We start from the raw sequence: 15,882 nt of genomic DNA, 5'->3' as shown, positions 1-15,882 counted from the left end.
CGGGTCATGGGTTTTATTTAACGGGTGGTAACGTAAGAGTAGCTGGTTCTGGCCTGCGTGACGGAAAGGAGCTGAGTGGGTGAACGGTTGGGGGTGGTGGATCGAAGGTTGGCGGCAGCGGAACTTGGCGTTGCGGCGGCTGGTGACGGTTTTGCTGACAGTGCTGCTGACGACAACTTTGGCACCGGCGGCGGAGGTCCCGGCAAGTGGCCTGTCCCTGTTCCGTCCAGCGATTTTGTTTAACAGCGCCCCGTTGGATGATAGCGGTTTCAATGCCCAGTTGATTGAAGGTATTGAACGCTTTGAACACCGCTATGATGTTGCGGTGACCCGCTTCGTCGGAGCCGACCCGGAGCAACGTATGCAACGGCTGGAGACGATCGCCAGCCAGGGCTATAGCCCCATCCTGGTCCCCAGCAGCAGTTCGACACCAGCGGTGCTTGCTGTTGCACCTCGTTACCCGGCGACCACCTTTGTCACGCTCGATTACATCCTGACTCTGCCAAACGTCCATTCGGTGGCGTTCCGGGAGGCGGAAGTCGCTTTCCTGGCGGGTATGGCGGCGGCCTCTCGCAGTTCCTCGGGTCATGTCGGGTTTATGGGGGCGCAACCTCAATCCGTTATTCGTGAGTTCCGTCGCGGGTTTGAGGCCGGCGCCCGATTCATCAATCCAGCGATCGACGTTCACGAGGTGTACCTGTCAAAGCACAGCCGGCGGCCCTGGGATGACCCTGATCAGGGGGCGAGGCTGGCTGCCGAGTTATACGCGGACGGTGTGGACGTCCTGTTTTCGGTGGCTGGGCGAAGTGGCCTGGGGGCGATGGCGGAAGCCGGGCGCCAGCGCCGGCTGGTGATTGGTGTGGATGCCAACCAGAACGCGCTTTTCCCCGGCGTCGTGTTGACCTCGGCGGTGAAACGTCTGGATGAGGCGGTCTACGTTTCGCTGATCAATGAGCGCTACCGGCTCTGGAGTGCCTCTCACAAGATGCTGGGGCTTGCTCAGGGCGGTTTGAGCCTGGCGATTGATGAATACAGCCGGCCGTTGTTGGGTGAGGCGTTGGTGCGGCACCTTGAGATGGCTGAACGCAAGATCGTCCTGGGTGTGCTCGATCCGGAAACCGGTTACGAGAATACCGAGCTTTGGCAGGCGCTGACTGACTCGGCCTTCCGCCCCGAGGCTCTAACCCTGGTACTGCCCGATGAGGCCCGGTTTCCCTTGGTGGTGGGGAGTGGCGATGAGCTGGTTCAACCGCGACCGGGGTTGCTGGTGGATGCCCTTGCGATCGCGGAAGAGCGAATGGGGATTCGTATCGACTACGTGCGACAGCCCCGCCGGAGAGGGGTAATCAGCCTTCGCCAGGGCGGTGTGGATGCGCTGGTCAGTGTGACCGATCCGGCGCTGTTTGATGAGGTTGGTCGTCTACCCGGTGAACCGGGGCGTCCGGACCGTGAGCGGGCATTGATGCTTTGGAACTGGGCGACCTACCGGCTCAGCCCTGAGCAGCCAGACGATCTGCCGACATCGTCTTGGCTACCATCGCCGGTGTTAGCGCCAACGGCATCGTCTGCGGCGGCGCGCTTGCGCGCCATGGGGCTTGAAGTCTACGAAAACCCACGTCTGGAAAGTCGGTTTGAAATGTTGCTCCGGGGTCGGGTCCAGGCGGTTGTGGACTACGACCTGCTGGCGGACCTGCTACTGACAGCGGACGAACGCTACCGGGGGCGTGTCCAGCGGGTTCCGCTCGATTTGGGGGAAGGGGCATCCTATCTGGTGTTTTCGAAGCGGTTCTATGACCGTTACCCGGAGTTCTGTGAGCTGATGTGGAACCAGTTGTCGGAAATCCGTGAGTCTGCTGAACTGTGGGACAGGGTGCCATCTTATCTGGATGAGCGGTAAAAATGATGGGAGGTAGGTAGTCATGTTGATTGGCGTTCCGAAGGAGATCAAGAACCATGAATACCGCGTCGGCTTGATACCGGCCTCGGTCCGGGAACTGTGCCACAACGGTCATCAGGTTGTGGTTGAAGCCATGGCAGGCGCTGGAACCGGGTTCAGCGATGCCGATTATGGCGCTGCGGGAGCGTTATTGGTCGACGGTGCTGATGAGGTCTATGCCAGAGCCGAAATGATTGTGAAGGTGAAGGAGCCCCAGGCAAGTGAACGTCGGCTGCTCAACTCCAGCCACACCCTGTTTACCTATTTGCACCTCGCTCCGGACCGCCCTCAGACTGACGAGCTCGTGGCGTCTGGAGCCCTATGTATTGCCTATGAGACGGTGACTGACGAACTCGGACACTTGCCGTTGCTGGCGCCGATGTCGGAGGTGGCCGGGCGCATGGCTGTGCAGGCTGGCGCCTATTGCCTGGAAAAGTCCATGGGCGGTCGGGGGGTGCTGCTCGGTGGTGTCCCCGGTGTATCTGCCGCACGGGTCACCGTGATTGGAGGCGGTGTGGTCGGGCGAAGCGCGACAACCATTGCGGTCGGGATGGGGGCGGATGTCACCGTGCTGGATCGCGACCTGGGCGTGCTACGTCACCTTGACCATGTCTACGGCAACCGTATAAAAACCCTGTTTTCCACCCAGGAGGCCCTTGAACAAGCGGTAATCAATGCCGACCTGGTCGTGGGGGCTGTGCTGGTACCCGGGGCATCGACGCCAAAACTGGTGACCCGTGACATGTTACGGCGGATGGCCGAAGGTAGCGTGTTTGTTGATGTTGCCATTGACCAGGGAGGATGTGGGGAAACCTCCAGGCCAACAACCCATGCCGATCCCACCTTTGTAGAAGAGGGGGTGGTGCACTACTGTGTGGCCAACATGCCTGGCGCTGTAGCTCGAACCTCCGCGATGGCGCTCAACAATGCGACCCTGCCCTTTGTACTGGCATTGGCCAACAAAGGGCCGGTGGCGGCACTCAGAGATGACCCCCACCTGCTGGCTGGCCTGAACATCGGTTGTGGGCAGGTGGTACACCCAAGCGTGGCCGAAGCCCATGGCTATACGCCGGTTGCGGCTTCCATTCTGCTTGACCAACTTTCCAGACGCTGAGGGAATGACATGAAACTGGTAGGTTCCACAACCTCGCCCTACGCACGCCGGATCCGCCTGTTACTGGCCGGCACCCCACACGATTTTGTCAATCTCGACATCTATGGCGGTGACCGGGATGAGCTGCGCAGGCAGACGCCGGCACTGAAGATTCCGATGCTGGAAGATAACGGTCAGGTGCTGTACGACTCCCGCGTGATTGCCCGATACCTGAGCCCGAAGCTGGGGTTGCCACCACTGAACTGGGATCAGGAAAACCAGCTGACCCTGGTGGATGCAGCCAATGATTCGTTCGTCACTCTGCTGCTGTCGAAGCGCTCGGGCATCGATATTGACCAGGACTCCCTGTTCTACACCCTCCAGCACGAGCGGGTAACCCGGACCCTGAATGCGCTGGCAGAACAGGTTGAGGCGGGAGACTTTGACCACTGGAACTACCCGGCCATCTGCCTCTATTGCCTTGTCGACTGGATTGATTTCCGCGATTTGCTTGAGGGGAAAGCTGCGCCGGTCTTACTGGCTTACCGTGACCGCTGCCGTGATCGGCCTGGTGTGGTCGAGACCGATCCCCGTGTGAGCTGATGTTGGAGCTTTTGCCGTTTCTGGACTAGGTTTTTAGTGAAGTGCACCGGTGTGTTTCGGCACTCCGGACTGTGACTGACACAATAAGAGGGAAACGGCTATGCTTCTGGGTCATGCGTTTGGTCTGTTTACCCACCCTGACGACGAGTGGGCATCCATCCGAAAAGAACACGAAACACCAACACGAGTGTATGTAACGTATGTGTTGCTGCTGGCGGCGATTGCGCCAATCTGTGCTTATGTCTCCACCGCCTATTTTGGCTGGACCGTGGGCAGTGACCGGATCATCAAACTGACTGAAATCAGTGCGATTCAGCTGAGTGTGCTGACTTACCTGGCCATGCTGGTGGGGGTTTTCGCCCTGGGCTACGCCATCAACTGGATGGCCCGTACTTACGGTGCCAGGGAGGAGCACAACGCGGCTAACGGCATCGCGCTGGCGGCGTATTCCTGTACCCCGCTGTTCCTGGCCGGCTTCGCCTTGCTGTATCCGGTGCCCTGGTTCAACGCCTTGGTGTTTCTGGGCGCAGCCTGTTATGGCGCCTGGCTGATGTACGATGGGTTGCCCATTGTGATGCAGATTCCCAAGGAGCGGGCTGTTATGTACGGCGGAGCCTTGTTGACGGTGGCGCTGGTGATACTGGTGTCTACCCGGGTGGGCTCGGTGCTGCTGTGGAACTTTGGCTTCGGTCCGGTCTTTGTCAGCGGCTAATCATCGTTTGCCCTGCTGCCACCTGGCCTGGGTGGCAGCGCTCCTACCGCCCTGCCGGTGCTTTTCCCTACTGCGTCAATACCATCTCCTGCTCTGTGTAATGGCCAACCATGGTGGCCAGTCCATCCACCAGTTCGTCGAAACTGATGGGCGGGGCCGGGTCACAGAGATGCCGCACCACTGAAAAAATTCCGCCGTTGATCAGAATGTAGCTCATGGTCGGGATGTTCCGGATACGGAGGGTTTCCGGGTGGTGCATCAGGTACTGGGTGACCAGTTCCGATAAGGCCTTCTGTAACGGCTCCATATGCTCTTCGAAGCCAAGGGTCATGGCATGACGGGCACATTTCAGGTAGCGCTCGTCGTCCTGCTGCAGGAAATTGCGGAAGTGTTGCAGCAAATCCCGTACGGCTTCCTTGATGGGTTTCCGAACAAGGGCCGGAATGAGTGGCTGGATCAGGCCGATGGTGTCGGCCACGAAGCGCTCGGCCATGACCTGGAATATCTGCTCTTTGTTGTCGAAATACTCATACAGCGAGCCCACACCAACCCCTGCAATATCAGCAATTTGCCGGGTAGTTGTCGCTGCCGGGCCATGCTCGGCCATCGCGATGAATCCGGCTTCGATAATGGCGTTGACGGTTGCTTTGGCACGTTTCTGTCGAGGTACTCTGGCCATAATTTTTCCCGAATTGAACCCGAACAAGCATTCGCTTTAACGTGGTCTCAGGTGGTGGTCTGTCTGTGGCCACGAAAACGTTAAGCAACGATTGTAGGTCTTTCATGTTCGGAATGGGTTCGCCGAAGAAACCGAGCAGCTGTGCCAATGCGGTTGTTACGGGCGCTGGCAGTGGTATTGGTCGCGCCTTTGCCCTGGAAATCGCCAACCGGGGTGGCGCGGTACTGTGTTCGGATATCAATCTCGCCGCCGCTGAAGAAACCGCCGGGCAGATCACCGCCAGTGGAGGTCAGGCCAGGGCCTGCCAATGCGATGTCAGTGACCTGGGCCAGGTGGAAGCGTTAGCCAAGGCCGCGGATGAGCATCTTCCCGGTGACGTGGACCTGGTCATCAACAACGCCGGGGTGGGGATCGGTGGCTTACCCATTGGCGAAACCGCCATTGAGGATTGGCACTGGACCCTGGGGATTAACCTCTGGGGGGTGATCCATGGCTGTCATGTGTTTGCGCCCAGGCTGCGCAAGCTCGGACGGGGCGGCCTTGTGAATGTTGCCTCAACCGCCAGCTTCTCAGCGGCGCCGTTGATGGGGCCGTACAACGTGACCAAAGCGGGCGCCCTTGCCCTCACTGAAACCCTGGCGGCGGAACTGGCCGGATCCGGGGTGGCTGTGACCGCGCTGTGTCCCACCCTGGTGAAAACCAACATCAATGCCAACGGCCGCATCGTTGGTGATTCCTCAAAACTGTTTGACCGGCTGATGAACCGCTTTGGCATGTCCGCCGAGCGGGTGGTCAACGATGCCCTCAATGCCCTTGATCGGGGTGATCTCTACGTTATGCCCCAGTTTGATGCCCGTCTGATCTGGCGGGCCAAACGCCTGATCCCTCGCACTTATGCACTGGGCACGGGCCTGATCAACCGCTTTGGCGCCAGCCGTCTGAACTGAATTCCCCGGCCGCAAGGAGTAACTCATGGCTAAGATCGACCTGGATAAAATGCTCACCAAGGTGAAGAACACCCAGTGGGCGCTGTCAGACATTGATTGGGAGGCCCCAGGGGCCGACCTGATTACGGAAGAACAATGGCCAAAGCTCAAAGAGTTCATGGCCGACCTGATGTGGATCGAACACGTGGGCGCCCGCGCTTTTGCCGCCATGGCCAAGAAGGCACCTACGGACACCTTACGGGAGCTGTACACCTACTTCCACGCCGAAGAACAGCGCCACGCCAATGCCGAAATGGCGCTGATGAAGCGCTGGGGGATGCTCGACGGCGACGAACTGCCAGAGCCCAACATCAACCTGCGCCTGGTCATCGAGTGGCTGGACCGATACAGCGATGAAATGCCGGTCTATGTACTGGGCACAGTGGTGCCGATGCTGGAAATCGCGCTCGATGGCGCATTGTGCAAGTTCCTGCTCGATACCGTGGACGACCCGGTTTGCCACCAGGCGTTCGAGAAGATCAACGATGACGAGTCTCGCCACTTGGGGGTTGGGTTCACGGTGATGGAAATGCAGGGCCATGGCGCTACCTACATCAAGATGGTGGAGATGGCGGCACAGCTGATGGACCCGCGGCTGATCCTGGGCATTGCTTCCTATTTCCCTCTGCTCAACAAAATGAGGGACAACGTTGTGGCTATGGGGCTGTCCGAAGAGAAACTGTACGAGTGCATGCGCAAGTTCGAGAAAATCGGTGGTCGCACTGAAGACGGGCGGCGCAACGTCTGGTTTCAGATCATCAAGCAGCATTCCCGTTGGGTGGTGGATCGTGACAACCGTTTCTACCACGCACCCGTGGACGCCATCGTCAGATTGACCGGGTACATCCCCCGCAAGGCCCTGCCGGCCATCCCAAGCTGGGTACGGGAACTGACCTACAAACCGACCGCCTGACCTGGGCCCTGAGAGTGTGATATGAGCAAATCGACAACAACCCGCAAGAACCCCTCGGCCACGGTACTGATCGTTGGCGCCGGTTTTGCTGGTCTGGGTGCCGCCATCCGCCTGCAGCAGGCGGGTATCCGCGATATCGTGACCCTGGAGCGTGCTGACCGTGTCGGCGGTACCTGGCGGGATAACAATTACCCGGGGGCGGCCTGTGACATCCCGTCCAACCTGTATTCCTACTCCTTTGACCAGAACCCGGACTGGTCCCGCAGTTTTTCTGGCAGCGAAGAAATTCTTGGTTATATCCAGGCGATGGTGGAGCGTTTCGGGCTTCAGAAGTACATCCGTTTCAACCAGAACGTGACCGACCTGGCCTTCGATGATGAGCTGGGGGTGTGGCATGCCACCACCGAGGCGGGGGAGGTCTTTTCTGGCCGTGCCGCAGTGATGGCCCAGGGACCCTTGTCCAACGCCGGCTTCCCCGACATTCCGGGTATCGAAGACTATCAGGGCCATAAGATCCACAGCGCCGCCTGGGATCACGACTACGATTTCCGCGGCAAGAAAGTTGGTGTGATCGGCACCGGAGCCAGCGCCATCCAGATCATTCCGGAGCTGGTCAAGGAGGCTGGCAAGCTGACGGTGTTCCAGCGTACGCCGGCCTGGGTGATGCCGCGTCCGGATTTTGAAACCCCGGACTGGCAGAAGACCTTGTTCCGCAAGGTACCGGCCAGCCAGTCAGCGCTGCGCAAAGGGCTGTATCTGGCTCACGAATCCATGGCGCTGGCGGTTATCTGGGATTCTCCGGTCACCCGGATGGCTGAACGGCTGGGCCGCTGGCACCTCAAGCGCCAGGTCAAGGATCGCTGGCTGCGCCGACAACTCACGCCGGACTACCGCATTGGCTGCAAACGAATCCTGGTGTCGAACGATTACTACCCGGCCTTGCAGCAGCCGAACTGCAAATTGATTACCTGGCCGATTGCCCGGCTATCGGAGCACGGTATTCGTACGGTGGAGGGGATTGAGCACCAGTTCGATGCGATTGTGTTTGCGACCGGGTTTGACGTTAGCCACTCGGGCACGCCGTTCCCGGTGCGTGGCAGTGGTGGCCGGCTCCTGGCCGATGACTGGAAGCGCGGTGCCCAGGCCTACAAGAGCATCAACGTGGCCGGGTATCCCAATCTGTTCCTGACCTTTGGGCCCAACTCCGGACCGGGGCACAACTCGGCGCTGGTCTACATGGAGTCTCAGATCGACTACATCGTCAAAGGCGTCAAGACCATTCTGAGCCGGAACCTGAAAGCGCTTGCCGTCCGGGATCGTGCCCAGCAGGAGTACAACGAGGCCATCCAGCAACGTCTGGCCAAGACCAACTGGAATTCCGGCTGCAAGAGCTGGTATCTCACCGAGGATGGCTTCAATGCCACCATGTACCCGGGGTTCGCGTCCCAGTACGCTAACCAGATGAAAGAGCTGGATCTCAGGGATTACTCTCTAGTAACTGCTTAACACTCGCTGGCCGACTCCAGTAGTAACCCTGGCCGTACAGGCCCGGGAACTGCTGGAGCCAATAGGCCGTTGCCTCGTTCTCTACCCCTTCCACCACAATATTCAGCTGCAAGGCATCTCCCAGTTCCAGCGCTGTGCGGAATATCCGTTGCCGGGTTGGGTTGGTCAGGATGTCCTCCAGGAAACTGCGGTCGATCTTTAGCTCATCGAGGTCGAAGCTGGCCAGGGTACCCAGGGAGGAGTGCCCGGTGCCAAAGTCATCCAGTGCGATCTGGATACCGGCACTGCTCAGTTGGTGGATCATCGCCCTGGCTTTGTCCGTATTGCTCATCACCGACGTTTCTGTGATCTCAAGGATCAGGTTACGAGGCTGCACCATGTGGTTTTGCAGGGTGGCAAGTACGGCCTGATCAAAGCCTGGCTGGCTCAGATCCTGGGCGGAAATATTGATCGCCACCGCAACTTCGCGGCCGTAGTGCTGGGCCAGTAATGGCCAGTCGCGGCAGGCGCGGTCCAGTGCCCAAAGGGTGACCGGATAGATGGCTCCGACCTGCTCCGCCAGCGGTATCCACTGGTCGGGGGTGACCATGCCGAACTCCCGGTGTTGCCAGCGGATCAGTGCTTCGAATGCTACTGTCTTGCCGTCGCGGACACTGACTTTGGGCTGGTACAGCAGGTAGATATCGCCGCTGCTGAGGGCATTTTCCAGGTCGAGCATCAGGACCTGCTTGCGCAACTGTTGCTGGGCGATATCAGAGTCGTATTCGGTCAGAGTCTGGTTTTTATCAAGTGCGGCGAAGCCGGCGCAGGACAGCACCTCAGCGGAGGATTTACCGTGAATGGCTGAATCGGCGACGCCCACAGACGGGTGCCAGCTGAACGCATAGCGGCCTTCAATGTAGCTGCCTTCGAGCCAGTCGGTGATGGTTTTATGGATGGCGGCTGGCCGCCCGGGAAGCATGTTGGTTCGCAGTGCGAAGGCGTGGCTGGTAATGTCGATGGTGGCCAGCCCTTTATGGTTGAAGCGAACCAGGGCCTCACCAAAGGTATCCCGGAGGAAATCGTTGAGCCGGGCCAGGTAGCTGTTGAGCAGGTTGGTTGCGGCCTGGTAACCCAGCGACTGTTCGATCTGGCTGAAGTATTCCAGGCGTACCAGGAACAGGTTGTAGCGTTCGCCCCGGCGCTGCATCTCTTCCAGGGTTTCTTCCAGAACCAGGCGGTTGGGCAGACCGGTATTCTGGTGGGTGATCAGCAATTGGTCGTAATCGGCTTTCAGGCGGGTTCGGCGCAACTTCTCTTGACGAGCCTGGATCGAGGCACTCAGGCGCCGCCGGCGTTCTTCCAGCAGTAGCTGTCCGATACCCATGGTCAGCAGTATCGAGGCAATGGCTGTGCCCAGGAAAAACGCCGAGTTGGTTACGCTGTTGACGGGAACCAAGCCCACTGTGCGGATCGATGACGTGATTGCGCCAATGAATATGGCAATAACCGCCAGCGCGTAGTAGCGGGCGTATAGATGGGAATGCAGGCGCTTGGTGACAATGATCAGGATATAGAAAAGTGCGGCACCGGCGATAATCAGGAGCGTGCCTTGGCCAAGGTAGGGAATCCGGATCGGAGTGGTGACCAGCAGCAGCAAGGCGATCAACGACACCGCATTGAGGATCCAGGTGGGGCGCCTCGGGAGGTCAATAAAGTGTGGCGTAAACTGGCAGATGGCGATGACACACAGGGGCAGGGTGACACTGAGCAGGCCATTCGCCGCCGGGTAATTGGGCCAGAGCAGCCATGGGCCAAAGCCCTCCAGCACCAGCTGGGAAAGGATAATGCTGATCATCAATACGCTGAGCCACGCCAAACCAGGGCGTCGCAGCAGGGTCACGATCATCAGGTTGAGCAACAGGGCAAACCCCAGGACGCCACTGACAAAGGCCTTCCAGACCAATGTGCTGGCGGTGGACCCGACCACCGATTCCGGGGTCTGCAGTGATACTGGCAGCATGGTGGGCCCTGAGTTGCGAACTTCAAACAGGAACAGGGTGGAGCTTTGTGGGGCGATGGTGACCGGCCAGACCCATTGCGGAAGGTCGTATATACGGTTGCTGAACGGGTACTCATCCCCCATCACCGGCATGCGGGTAACGCCGTCGCGGCCAATCGCCGCGGGGGCGATATGGTCCAGGAACGGTGCCGGTACCACAATCAGCCGCTCCATGGGGCGCTCCGACAGGTTTTCGATGCGGAAGCGGAAAGTCACTGGATGCCTGAGATAGCCCAGGCCGCTCCCGCTGCGCTCGGCGTGGAGCCACTGGTCGTCCTGCCAGAGCCGGCCGGTAAGAATTTCGTCCAGATCTCGCATCGAATAGTCGACACGAATGTCGTTCGCAGGGGTCGAGCTGGTGATGGCGCCGGAGGGGGCGTGACTGGGGGTGTTGAACACAGATTGTGCCAGCAGGCCGTACAGAATGGCGGCGATGACCAGTAGCAGCGGCCGCCACAGGTTGGTGATTGAGCGCTGTAGGCGATCGACCCGCGAGCCGGCTAATGAACCGTGGGAAGGATGTTCAAAATCCATGGACAGCTGACCTGTTTATCCTTTCCTCAAGCGAGTTTGGGAAAGTGCTGAGAGATAATCCATTTGCCTAACTAATAAGAGCTTGAGCTTAAAAGCATTTTACGAGATTTTAAAGTCTGTTCCCATGGCTGTCTGAAAGTTTCATGGCCAAGTGTTCATGCATTATCCATTCTGCGGGTGCTCAAGGTTGGGGCTGGCGCTGGTATAGTAGGCCTCATCGATCCTGCAACACCCCGCGAGTTCCGGTCTGAATCGAACTCTCCTATGAGCTTAGTCGTAAAACGCCGTGGCGGGTGAAGTGGGTCAAAATTTTCTGCAAAAATAAGGTACCCGGGATGCGGTCATCGATTCTGATTTCCTTTCTGGTGCTGCTGGTCAGCAGTGCCTTGTCGGCGCAGGCCGACACGTCACCATTGCCTAACCTGGCGTCGGTCAATGCAGCGGCCGCCTATCTCGATGATGGGGAATTGCTGTTGTCGAAAAACGCGGATCGGGAAGTGCCGATTGCTTCCATAACCAAACTGATGACCGCGCTGGTGGTGTTGGAATCCGGGCAATCCCTGGATGAACCGCTGGAGTTCCTGGCGCGTCACCAGCAAGCCCCCAACAATGCCTATACCCGCATTCGGGTTGGATCGACCCTGCGTCGGGGCGACGTGTTGCGGATTGCGCTGATGTCTTCCGAGAACTTTGCGGCCTATACCCTGGCTCGCCATCACCCCGGTGGTTACGACGCCTTTGTAGCGGCCATGAACCGGCAGGCCGAAACCTTGGGTATGACCGGCACTCACTTCGTCGACCCCACCGGTCTGTCCGCTGGTAACTATTCAACCGCCGCAGACCTGGTCAAGCTGGTGGTGGCAGCCAGCGCTCATGAGGCAATTCGGGAGTATTCGACCACTCAGTACTTCACCGCCAATTTCCGCCAGCCTCGTTACACGTTGGATTTTGGTAATACCAATATCTTGGTTCACCGGGACAGCTGGGACGTGGCATTGAGCAAAACCGGTTACCTTAATGAAGCGGGACGCTGCCTGGTGATGGTGTCGGAGCTGGATGGCCGCGATGTGGTGATGGTACTGCTGGACTCCTTTGGTTCCCGTTCGCCGGTGGGTGATGCGGGTAGAATCAAACGCTGGCTGCGCACTGGTGATCTGGGGCGGGTAGCCGGCGCGGCGAAGGCTTACGAGCAGCGGCGAAATCCGCAGTTTGCGGCGGCGGATAGCGCTCGGACCGTCAATTGATCAGGGCGCTACTCAGGGCGCTACTCAGGGCACTATTTCAGGGCACTTTTGGGGGCAGGGAATGATTCAGGTTTTTACCACCGGCGGAACGATTGATAAGCACTACTTCGACGCCAACAGCGAATTTGAGATTGCCGACAGCCTGTTGCCGGAACTGCTGCAGGAAGCCAACATCACCGATCGCTTCCACATAACCGAGCTGTTACGCAAAGACAGCCTGGAGATCACCGAGCAGGACCGCCTGGCCATTGTGGCTGCGGTATCCGGAGCTGAAACTTCGCGTATTCTGATCACCCATGGCACCGACACCATGCCGGACACGGCGCAGGCGCTGTCTGGGATTGCAGGCAAAACCGTGGTGCTGATGGGGGCCATGCAGCCAGCGCGTATGCGGCGTAGCGATGCGGTCTTTAACCTGGGGTTTGCCTGGGCAGCGCTGAAACTGTTGCCAGCAGGGGTATACATTGCCATGAACGGCGAGGTGTTCGAAGCCGGTCAGGTGCGAAAGAACCTGGCGGCCCAGCGCTTCGAGCGGAGCTGAGCCCGAAGCCATCACGCCATACAGGCAATTTCCTCAGCCGTGAGCTGGCGGTACTCACCAGCAGCCAGTGCGGGGTCCAGCATAATGCCGCCTACTTTAAGCCGGTGCAGCCCGGTTACCCGGTTGCCGACGGCGGCGATCATGCGTTTGACTTGATGATAGCGCCCTTCGGTAATGGTGAGGTCTATGGTGAGCTCATCCACCAGCGATACGTCTGCTGCCACTGCGGGTTTGGAGTCATTCCTCAGCATCACGCCCTCCGTCAACAACACCACGGCGTCTTCTGCCAGGGGTTCGGCCAGGCTGACCCGGTAGGTCTTGGGGCATTGGTGTCGGGGCGATGTGACCCGATGGCTCCACTGCCCATCAGTGGTCAGCAGCAGTAGCCCGGTGGTGTCCAGATCAAGCCGTCCGACGATCACCAGTCCTCGCCGCTGGTCGGCGGGGATCAGGCTGAGCACGGACAAATGGTCACCGTCCTCCGTTGAACAGACCACCCCCGCCGGCTTGTGCAGCATCAGATAACGCTCTCCGGGTAAGGCGAGTGGCTGCCCCTGCAGGGTCACCTGCTGCCCGCTCTGGAGCTTGTACGCGCCTTTGCGGCAGACCTCGCCGTCCACCTCGATCTCGCCAGCCCCCAGCGCCCGCTTGGCTTCTTTGCGGGACAGTCCGGAGGCGTTGGCGATAAAGAAATCCAGTCGCATGGAGTGTGCCGACCTAGAGAGTGATTCCCAGGTTTTCCAGCAGGCCCTGATCCGGATAGCCATCGGCGATCAGGTTATTGGCGTGCTGGAACTGGCGGATGGCCCGACGGGTGGAGGGCCCCAGAATGCCATCAGGTTCACCCGCGCTGAAGCCCTGGTCATTGAGGGTTTGTTGCAGCGTCTTGATGGTTGCCCTTGACAGCCGTGGCAGATCCTCTGGCGGCGGGTTGGTCAGGCCGCCGGCACCGGCGATCCGGTCTGCCAGGTGGCCGACGGAAATGGCGTAGAACTCCGAGCGGTTCCAGCCCATGATGACCTTGAAGTTGTGGTAGGCAAGAAACGCAGGGCCGCTATGGCCCGACGGTACAATCAGTGCGGCCTGGATTGAGGCATTGTCCAGCGGATGGCCGAAAGCGTCTTTCAGGCCCATGGCACGCCACTCACTCAACGGGCGCCGGGCGCCATCGGCGAGGGCATAATCAAAGTTGGCCGGCAGCAACACTTCGCGACCCCAGCGGTAGTCGCCATCCCAGCCCATGGACTGCAAGAATTTGCCAGCGGACATCAGGGCATCGGGCAGGCTGTGCCAGAGGTCGCGGCGGCCATCACCATCGGCATCCACTGCGTGTTGCAGGAACACCGTTGGCATGAACTGGACATGTCCCATGGCGCCAGCCCAGGAGCCTTCCATCTGTTCGACGGGGATGGCGCCCTCATCAATGATCTGCAAGGCAGCGATCAGCTGGGTGGTGAAGAACCGGCTGCGTCGAGGGTCACAGGCCAGGGTCGCGAGGGCGCTGGGCACTGACATGTTGCCAAAGTAGCTGCCAAAGTTGGTTTCCAGCCCCCAAAAGGCCAGCAGGTACGGGGCTGGAACACCGGTTTCCCGGGTCACCCGTTGCAACAGTTCATCATGGGTGCGCAGAAGCAGCCGGCCCTCAACAATGCGCCGGGTATTGACCCGCCGGTTCAGGTAGTCGGCAAAGGTGGTGGTGAACTCGGGCTGCTTGCGGTCTAGCTCGATGACCCGATCCAGGTGCTCCACCTGGGCCAGCACCTGGTTGGCGGTGGGGGCTGACACACCGGCTTCGACGGCTTTGGTTTCCAGTCCGGCAACGCATTCACGGAACCGTTCCTGGCTCTCGGCGGCGGTTTCGGGCTGGCCGGTGGTTTGGTCTTGGCTTTCGGCGTGCGCCTGGAAGGACGTCAGACTTGCCAGCAGCGCCAGCGAGTAAAGCGGGTTGCGGATTATGGCTGGGGTACGGTTCCGATCCTGGTACCGGGAGTGCAGGTTGAGCACGTGAGACCTCGACAAACGGTGGTTGTAATCTGGCCCCAATGGTAGCGCGTTTGCGGCTAAAAGAGCGGCTGATTTTGCGGCATAAGGTGACAAATGTTTAAGGAGCCGTTGGTTAGCGTCGGGATAAGGCGCTTTGATCTATAGTTGAAGGAACCATTTCTCCAGGCGGCGTTGCTGGTTTGCCTGGTCACCGTTGTTGAGGAAGGTGCCTGTCTATGGCGTTGTTGAAGGCGCTGGTGGTTGATGATGCCAGCTTTGTTCGTGACTTGGTCAAGCGCACCATGCGTCAGAGTTTTCCAGTGATTGACGTTTCTGAGGCGCCCAATGGAAAACGGGCGCAGTCGCTGATGATGCGGACCCAGTTCGACTTGATCCTGTGCGATTGGGAAATGCCGGAGATGTCCGGTCTGGAGTTGCTGCAGTGGATGCGTCAGGCTGAGGCCTATCGCAAGGTTCCGTTTATCATGATTACCAGCCGCGGCGACAAGGAGCATGTTGTTGAGGCGGTTAAGCAGGGTGTATCGGAATATCTGGGCAAGCCATTCAGTCCGGAAGGGTTGGGCAAAAAGATCATCAAGGTGATGGGGCGGCGGCTGGAGGAGGCCATGGCCCGGGCAGGTAAGTCCCTCGCCGGACCGCCCGACGCCTTTGCGGAATCTGCGGCGCTGTTGACCCGGAAGTCATCGCCGGCCCCGGTTAGTCCGGCGTCGGCTCCGGCCGCTGCCCAGGTAAAACCGGCGACTGTACCAAGAGCGCCCGCCCCGCAAGGGCCAAGAAGCATGGCGTCGGTACGATTCGCTGACAGCTCTCTGCGCTCTGTTGTGAAAGATATCAATCTGACTGAAGTGCAGGTCATTGCCAAGCGGGGGCAGTCATTTCCCGGCATTCTGGAGCCTGCGGTGGTGGACATCGAGACCGCCGAGGGGCAGGTGTCGCGCTTAAACGGCTATGTCCACCAGCTGCAGGCGGTGGACAAGCGCCAGGACACCGACTTTGTCAGTATGGTGATTCGCTTTGTCGACGAAGACCCGGTGAAGCTGGAAGAGCTGTCGCGCTTCATCTCCCGCTTTCGTGCTGGGCTTTGATCCGC

At 59.4% G+C, this 15,882-nt stretch carries 14 protein-coding genes; 10 read left to right on the top strand and 4 right to left on the bottom strand.

What is annotated here, in order from left to right:
- The first annotated feature begins 79 nt into the window (after window positions 1-79).
- From BMZ67_RS01375 to BMZ67_RS01360, 4 genes are all read left to right on the top strand, one after another.
- Window positions 80-1,897, top strand: a complete 1,818-nt coding sequence (locus BMZ67_RS01375; RefSeq protein ID WP_092020127.1) for a BMP family ABC transporter substrate-binding protein — start codon at window positions 80-82, stop codon at window positions 1,895-1,897.
- A 22-nt stretch (window positions 1,898-1,919) separates the two neighbouring features.
- Entirely contained in the window at window positions 1,920-3,050 is a 1,131-nt protein-coding gene (gene ald / locus BMZ67_RS01370; RefSeq protein ID WP_092020126.1) for an alanine dehydrogenase, read from the top strand.
- Between the two features lie 9 nt (window positions 3,051-3,059).
- Window positions 3,060-3,632: a glutathione S-transferase family protein gene (locus BMZ67_RS01365; protein WP_092020125.1), complete on the top strand. Its 573-nt coding sequence runs from the start codon at window positions 3,060-3,062 to the stop codon at window positions 3,630-3,632.
- A gap of 100 nt (window positions 3,633-3,732) precedes the next feature.
- Complete coding sequence (locus BMZ67_RS01360) at window positions 3,733-4,344, top strand: Yip1 family protein (protein WP_092020124.1); 612 nt, start codon at window positions 3,733-3,735, stop codon at window positions 4,342-4,344.
- A 67-nt stretch (window positions 4,345-4,411) separates the two neighbouring features.
- Here the strand turns inward: BMZ67_RS01360 and BMZ67_RS01355 are convergent, their stop codons facing one another.
- On the bottom strand, window positions 4,412-5,023 hold the full coding sequence (locus tag BMZ67_RS01355) for a TetR/AcrR family transcriptional regulator (RefSeq protein ID WP_092020123.1): 612 nt from the start codon (window positions 5,021-5,023) through the stop codon (window positions 4,412-4,414).
- Window positions 5,024-5,127: 104 nt separating this feature from the next.
- On the opposite strand from BMZ67_RS01355, the gene BMZ67_RS01350 reads away from it, so the two are divergent.
- The 3 genes from BMZ67_RS01350 to BMZ67_RS01340 are packed head-to-tail and all read left to right on the top strand — an operon-like array spanning window position 5,128 to window position 8,428.
- Window positions 5,128-5,970, top strand: a complete 843-nt coding sequence (locus BMZ67_RS01350; RefSeq protein ID WP_092020122.1) for an SDR family NAD(P)-dependent oxidoreductase — start codon at window positions 5,128-5,130, stop codon at window positions 5,968-5,970.
- Between the two features lie 25 nt (window positions 5,971-5,995).
- Window positions 5,996-6,922: a reductase gene (locus BMZ67_RS01345; RefSeq protein WP_092020121.1), complete on the top strand. Its 927-nt coding sequence runs from the start codon at window positions 5,996-5,998 to the stop codon at window positions 6,920-6,922.
- Between the two features lie 21 nt (window positions 6,923-6,943).
- Window positions 6,944-8,428, top strand: coding sequence for a flavin-containing monooxygenase (locus tag BMZ67_RS01340; protein WP_092020120.1), 1,485 nt, complete (start codon window positions 6,944-6,946; stop codon window positions 8,426-8,428).
- Here the strand turns inward: BMZ67_RS01340 and BMZ67_RS01335 are convergent.
- A complete protein-coding gene (locus BMZ67_RS01335; RefSeq protein ID WP_092020119.1) occupies window positions 8,400-11,003 on the bottom strand; it encodes an EAL domain-containing protein in 2,604 nt (867 codons plus the stop codon). The two genes, BMZ67_RS01340 and BMZ67_RS01335, sit on opposite strands and share 29 nt — an antisense overlap.
- A gap of 335 nt (window positions 11,004-11,338) precedes the next feature.
- Between BMZ67_RS01335 and pbpG the strand changes: the two genes are divergently transcribed.
- Together pbpG and BMZ67_RS01325 are read left to right on the top strand one after the other, a co-directional pair.
- A complete protein-coding gene (gene pbpG / locus BMZ67_RS01330; protein WP_092020118.1) occupies window positions 11,339-12,247 on the top strand; it encodes a D-alanyl-D-alanine endopeptidase in 909 nt (302 codons plus the stop codon).
- Window positions 12,248-12,308: 61 nt separating this feature from the next.
- Complete coding sequence (locus BMZ67_RS01325) at window positions 12,309-12,788, top strand: asparaginase domain-containing protein (RefSeq protein WP_092020117.1); 480 nt, start codon at window positions 12,309-12,311, stop codon at window positions 12,786-12,788.
- A gap of 11 nt (window positions 12,789-12,799) precedes the next feature.
- On the opposite strand, the gene BMZ67_RS01320 is transcribed toward BMZ67_RS01325, so the two are convergent.
- Both BMZ67_RS01320 and BMZ67_RS01315 read right to left on the bottom strand, forming a co-directional pair.
- On the bottom strand, window positions 12,800-13,492 hold the full coding sequence (locus BMZ67_RS01320) for a pseudouridine synthase (protein WP_092020116.1): 693 nt from the start codon (window positions 13,490-13,492) through the stop codon (window positions 12,800-12,802).
- Between the two features lie 13 nt (window positions 13,493-13,505).
- A complete protein-coding gene (locus BMZ67_RS01315) occupies window positions 13,506-14,702 on the bottom strand; it encodes a lytic murein transglycosylase (protein ID WP_245749882.1) in 1,197 nt (398 codons plus the stop codon).
- A gap of 305 nt (window positions 14,703-15,007) precedes the next feature.
- Here BMZ67_RS01315 and BMZ67_RS01310 point away from each other — a divergent pair, with 305 nt between their 5' ends.
- Window positions 15,008-15,877, top strand: a complete 870-nt coding sequence (locus tag BMZ67_RS01310) for a response regulator (RefSeq protein ID WP_092020115.1) — start codon at window positions 15,008-15,010, stop codon at window positions 15,875-15,877.
- Window positions 15,878-15,882: the final 5 nt, after the last annotated feature.

The organism is Marinobacter zhejiangensis (assembly GCF_900114775.1).
GTDB lineage: Bacteria > Pseudomonadota > Gammaproteobacteria > Pseudomonadales > Oleiphilaceae > Marinobacter > Marinobacter zhejiangensis.
The sequence above is the reverse complement of the archived record's forward strand: the minus strand, read 5'-3'. Positions and strand labels throughout refer to the sequence as shown.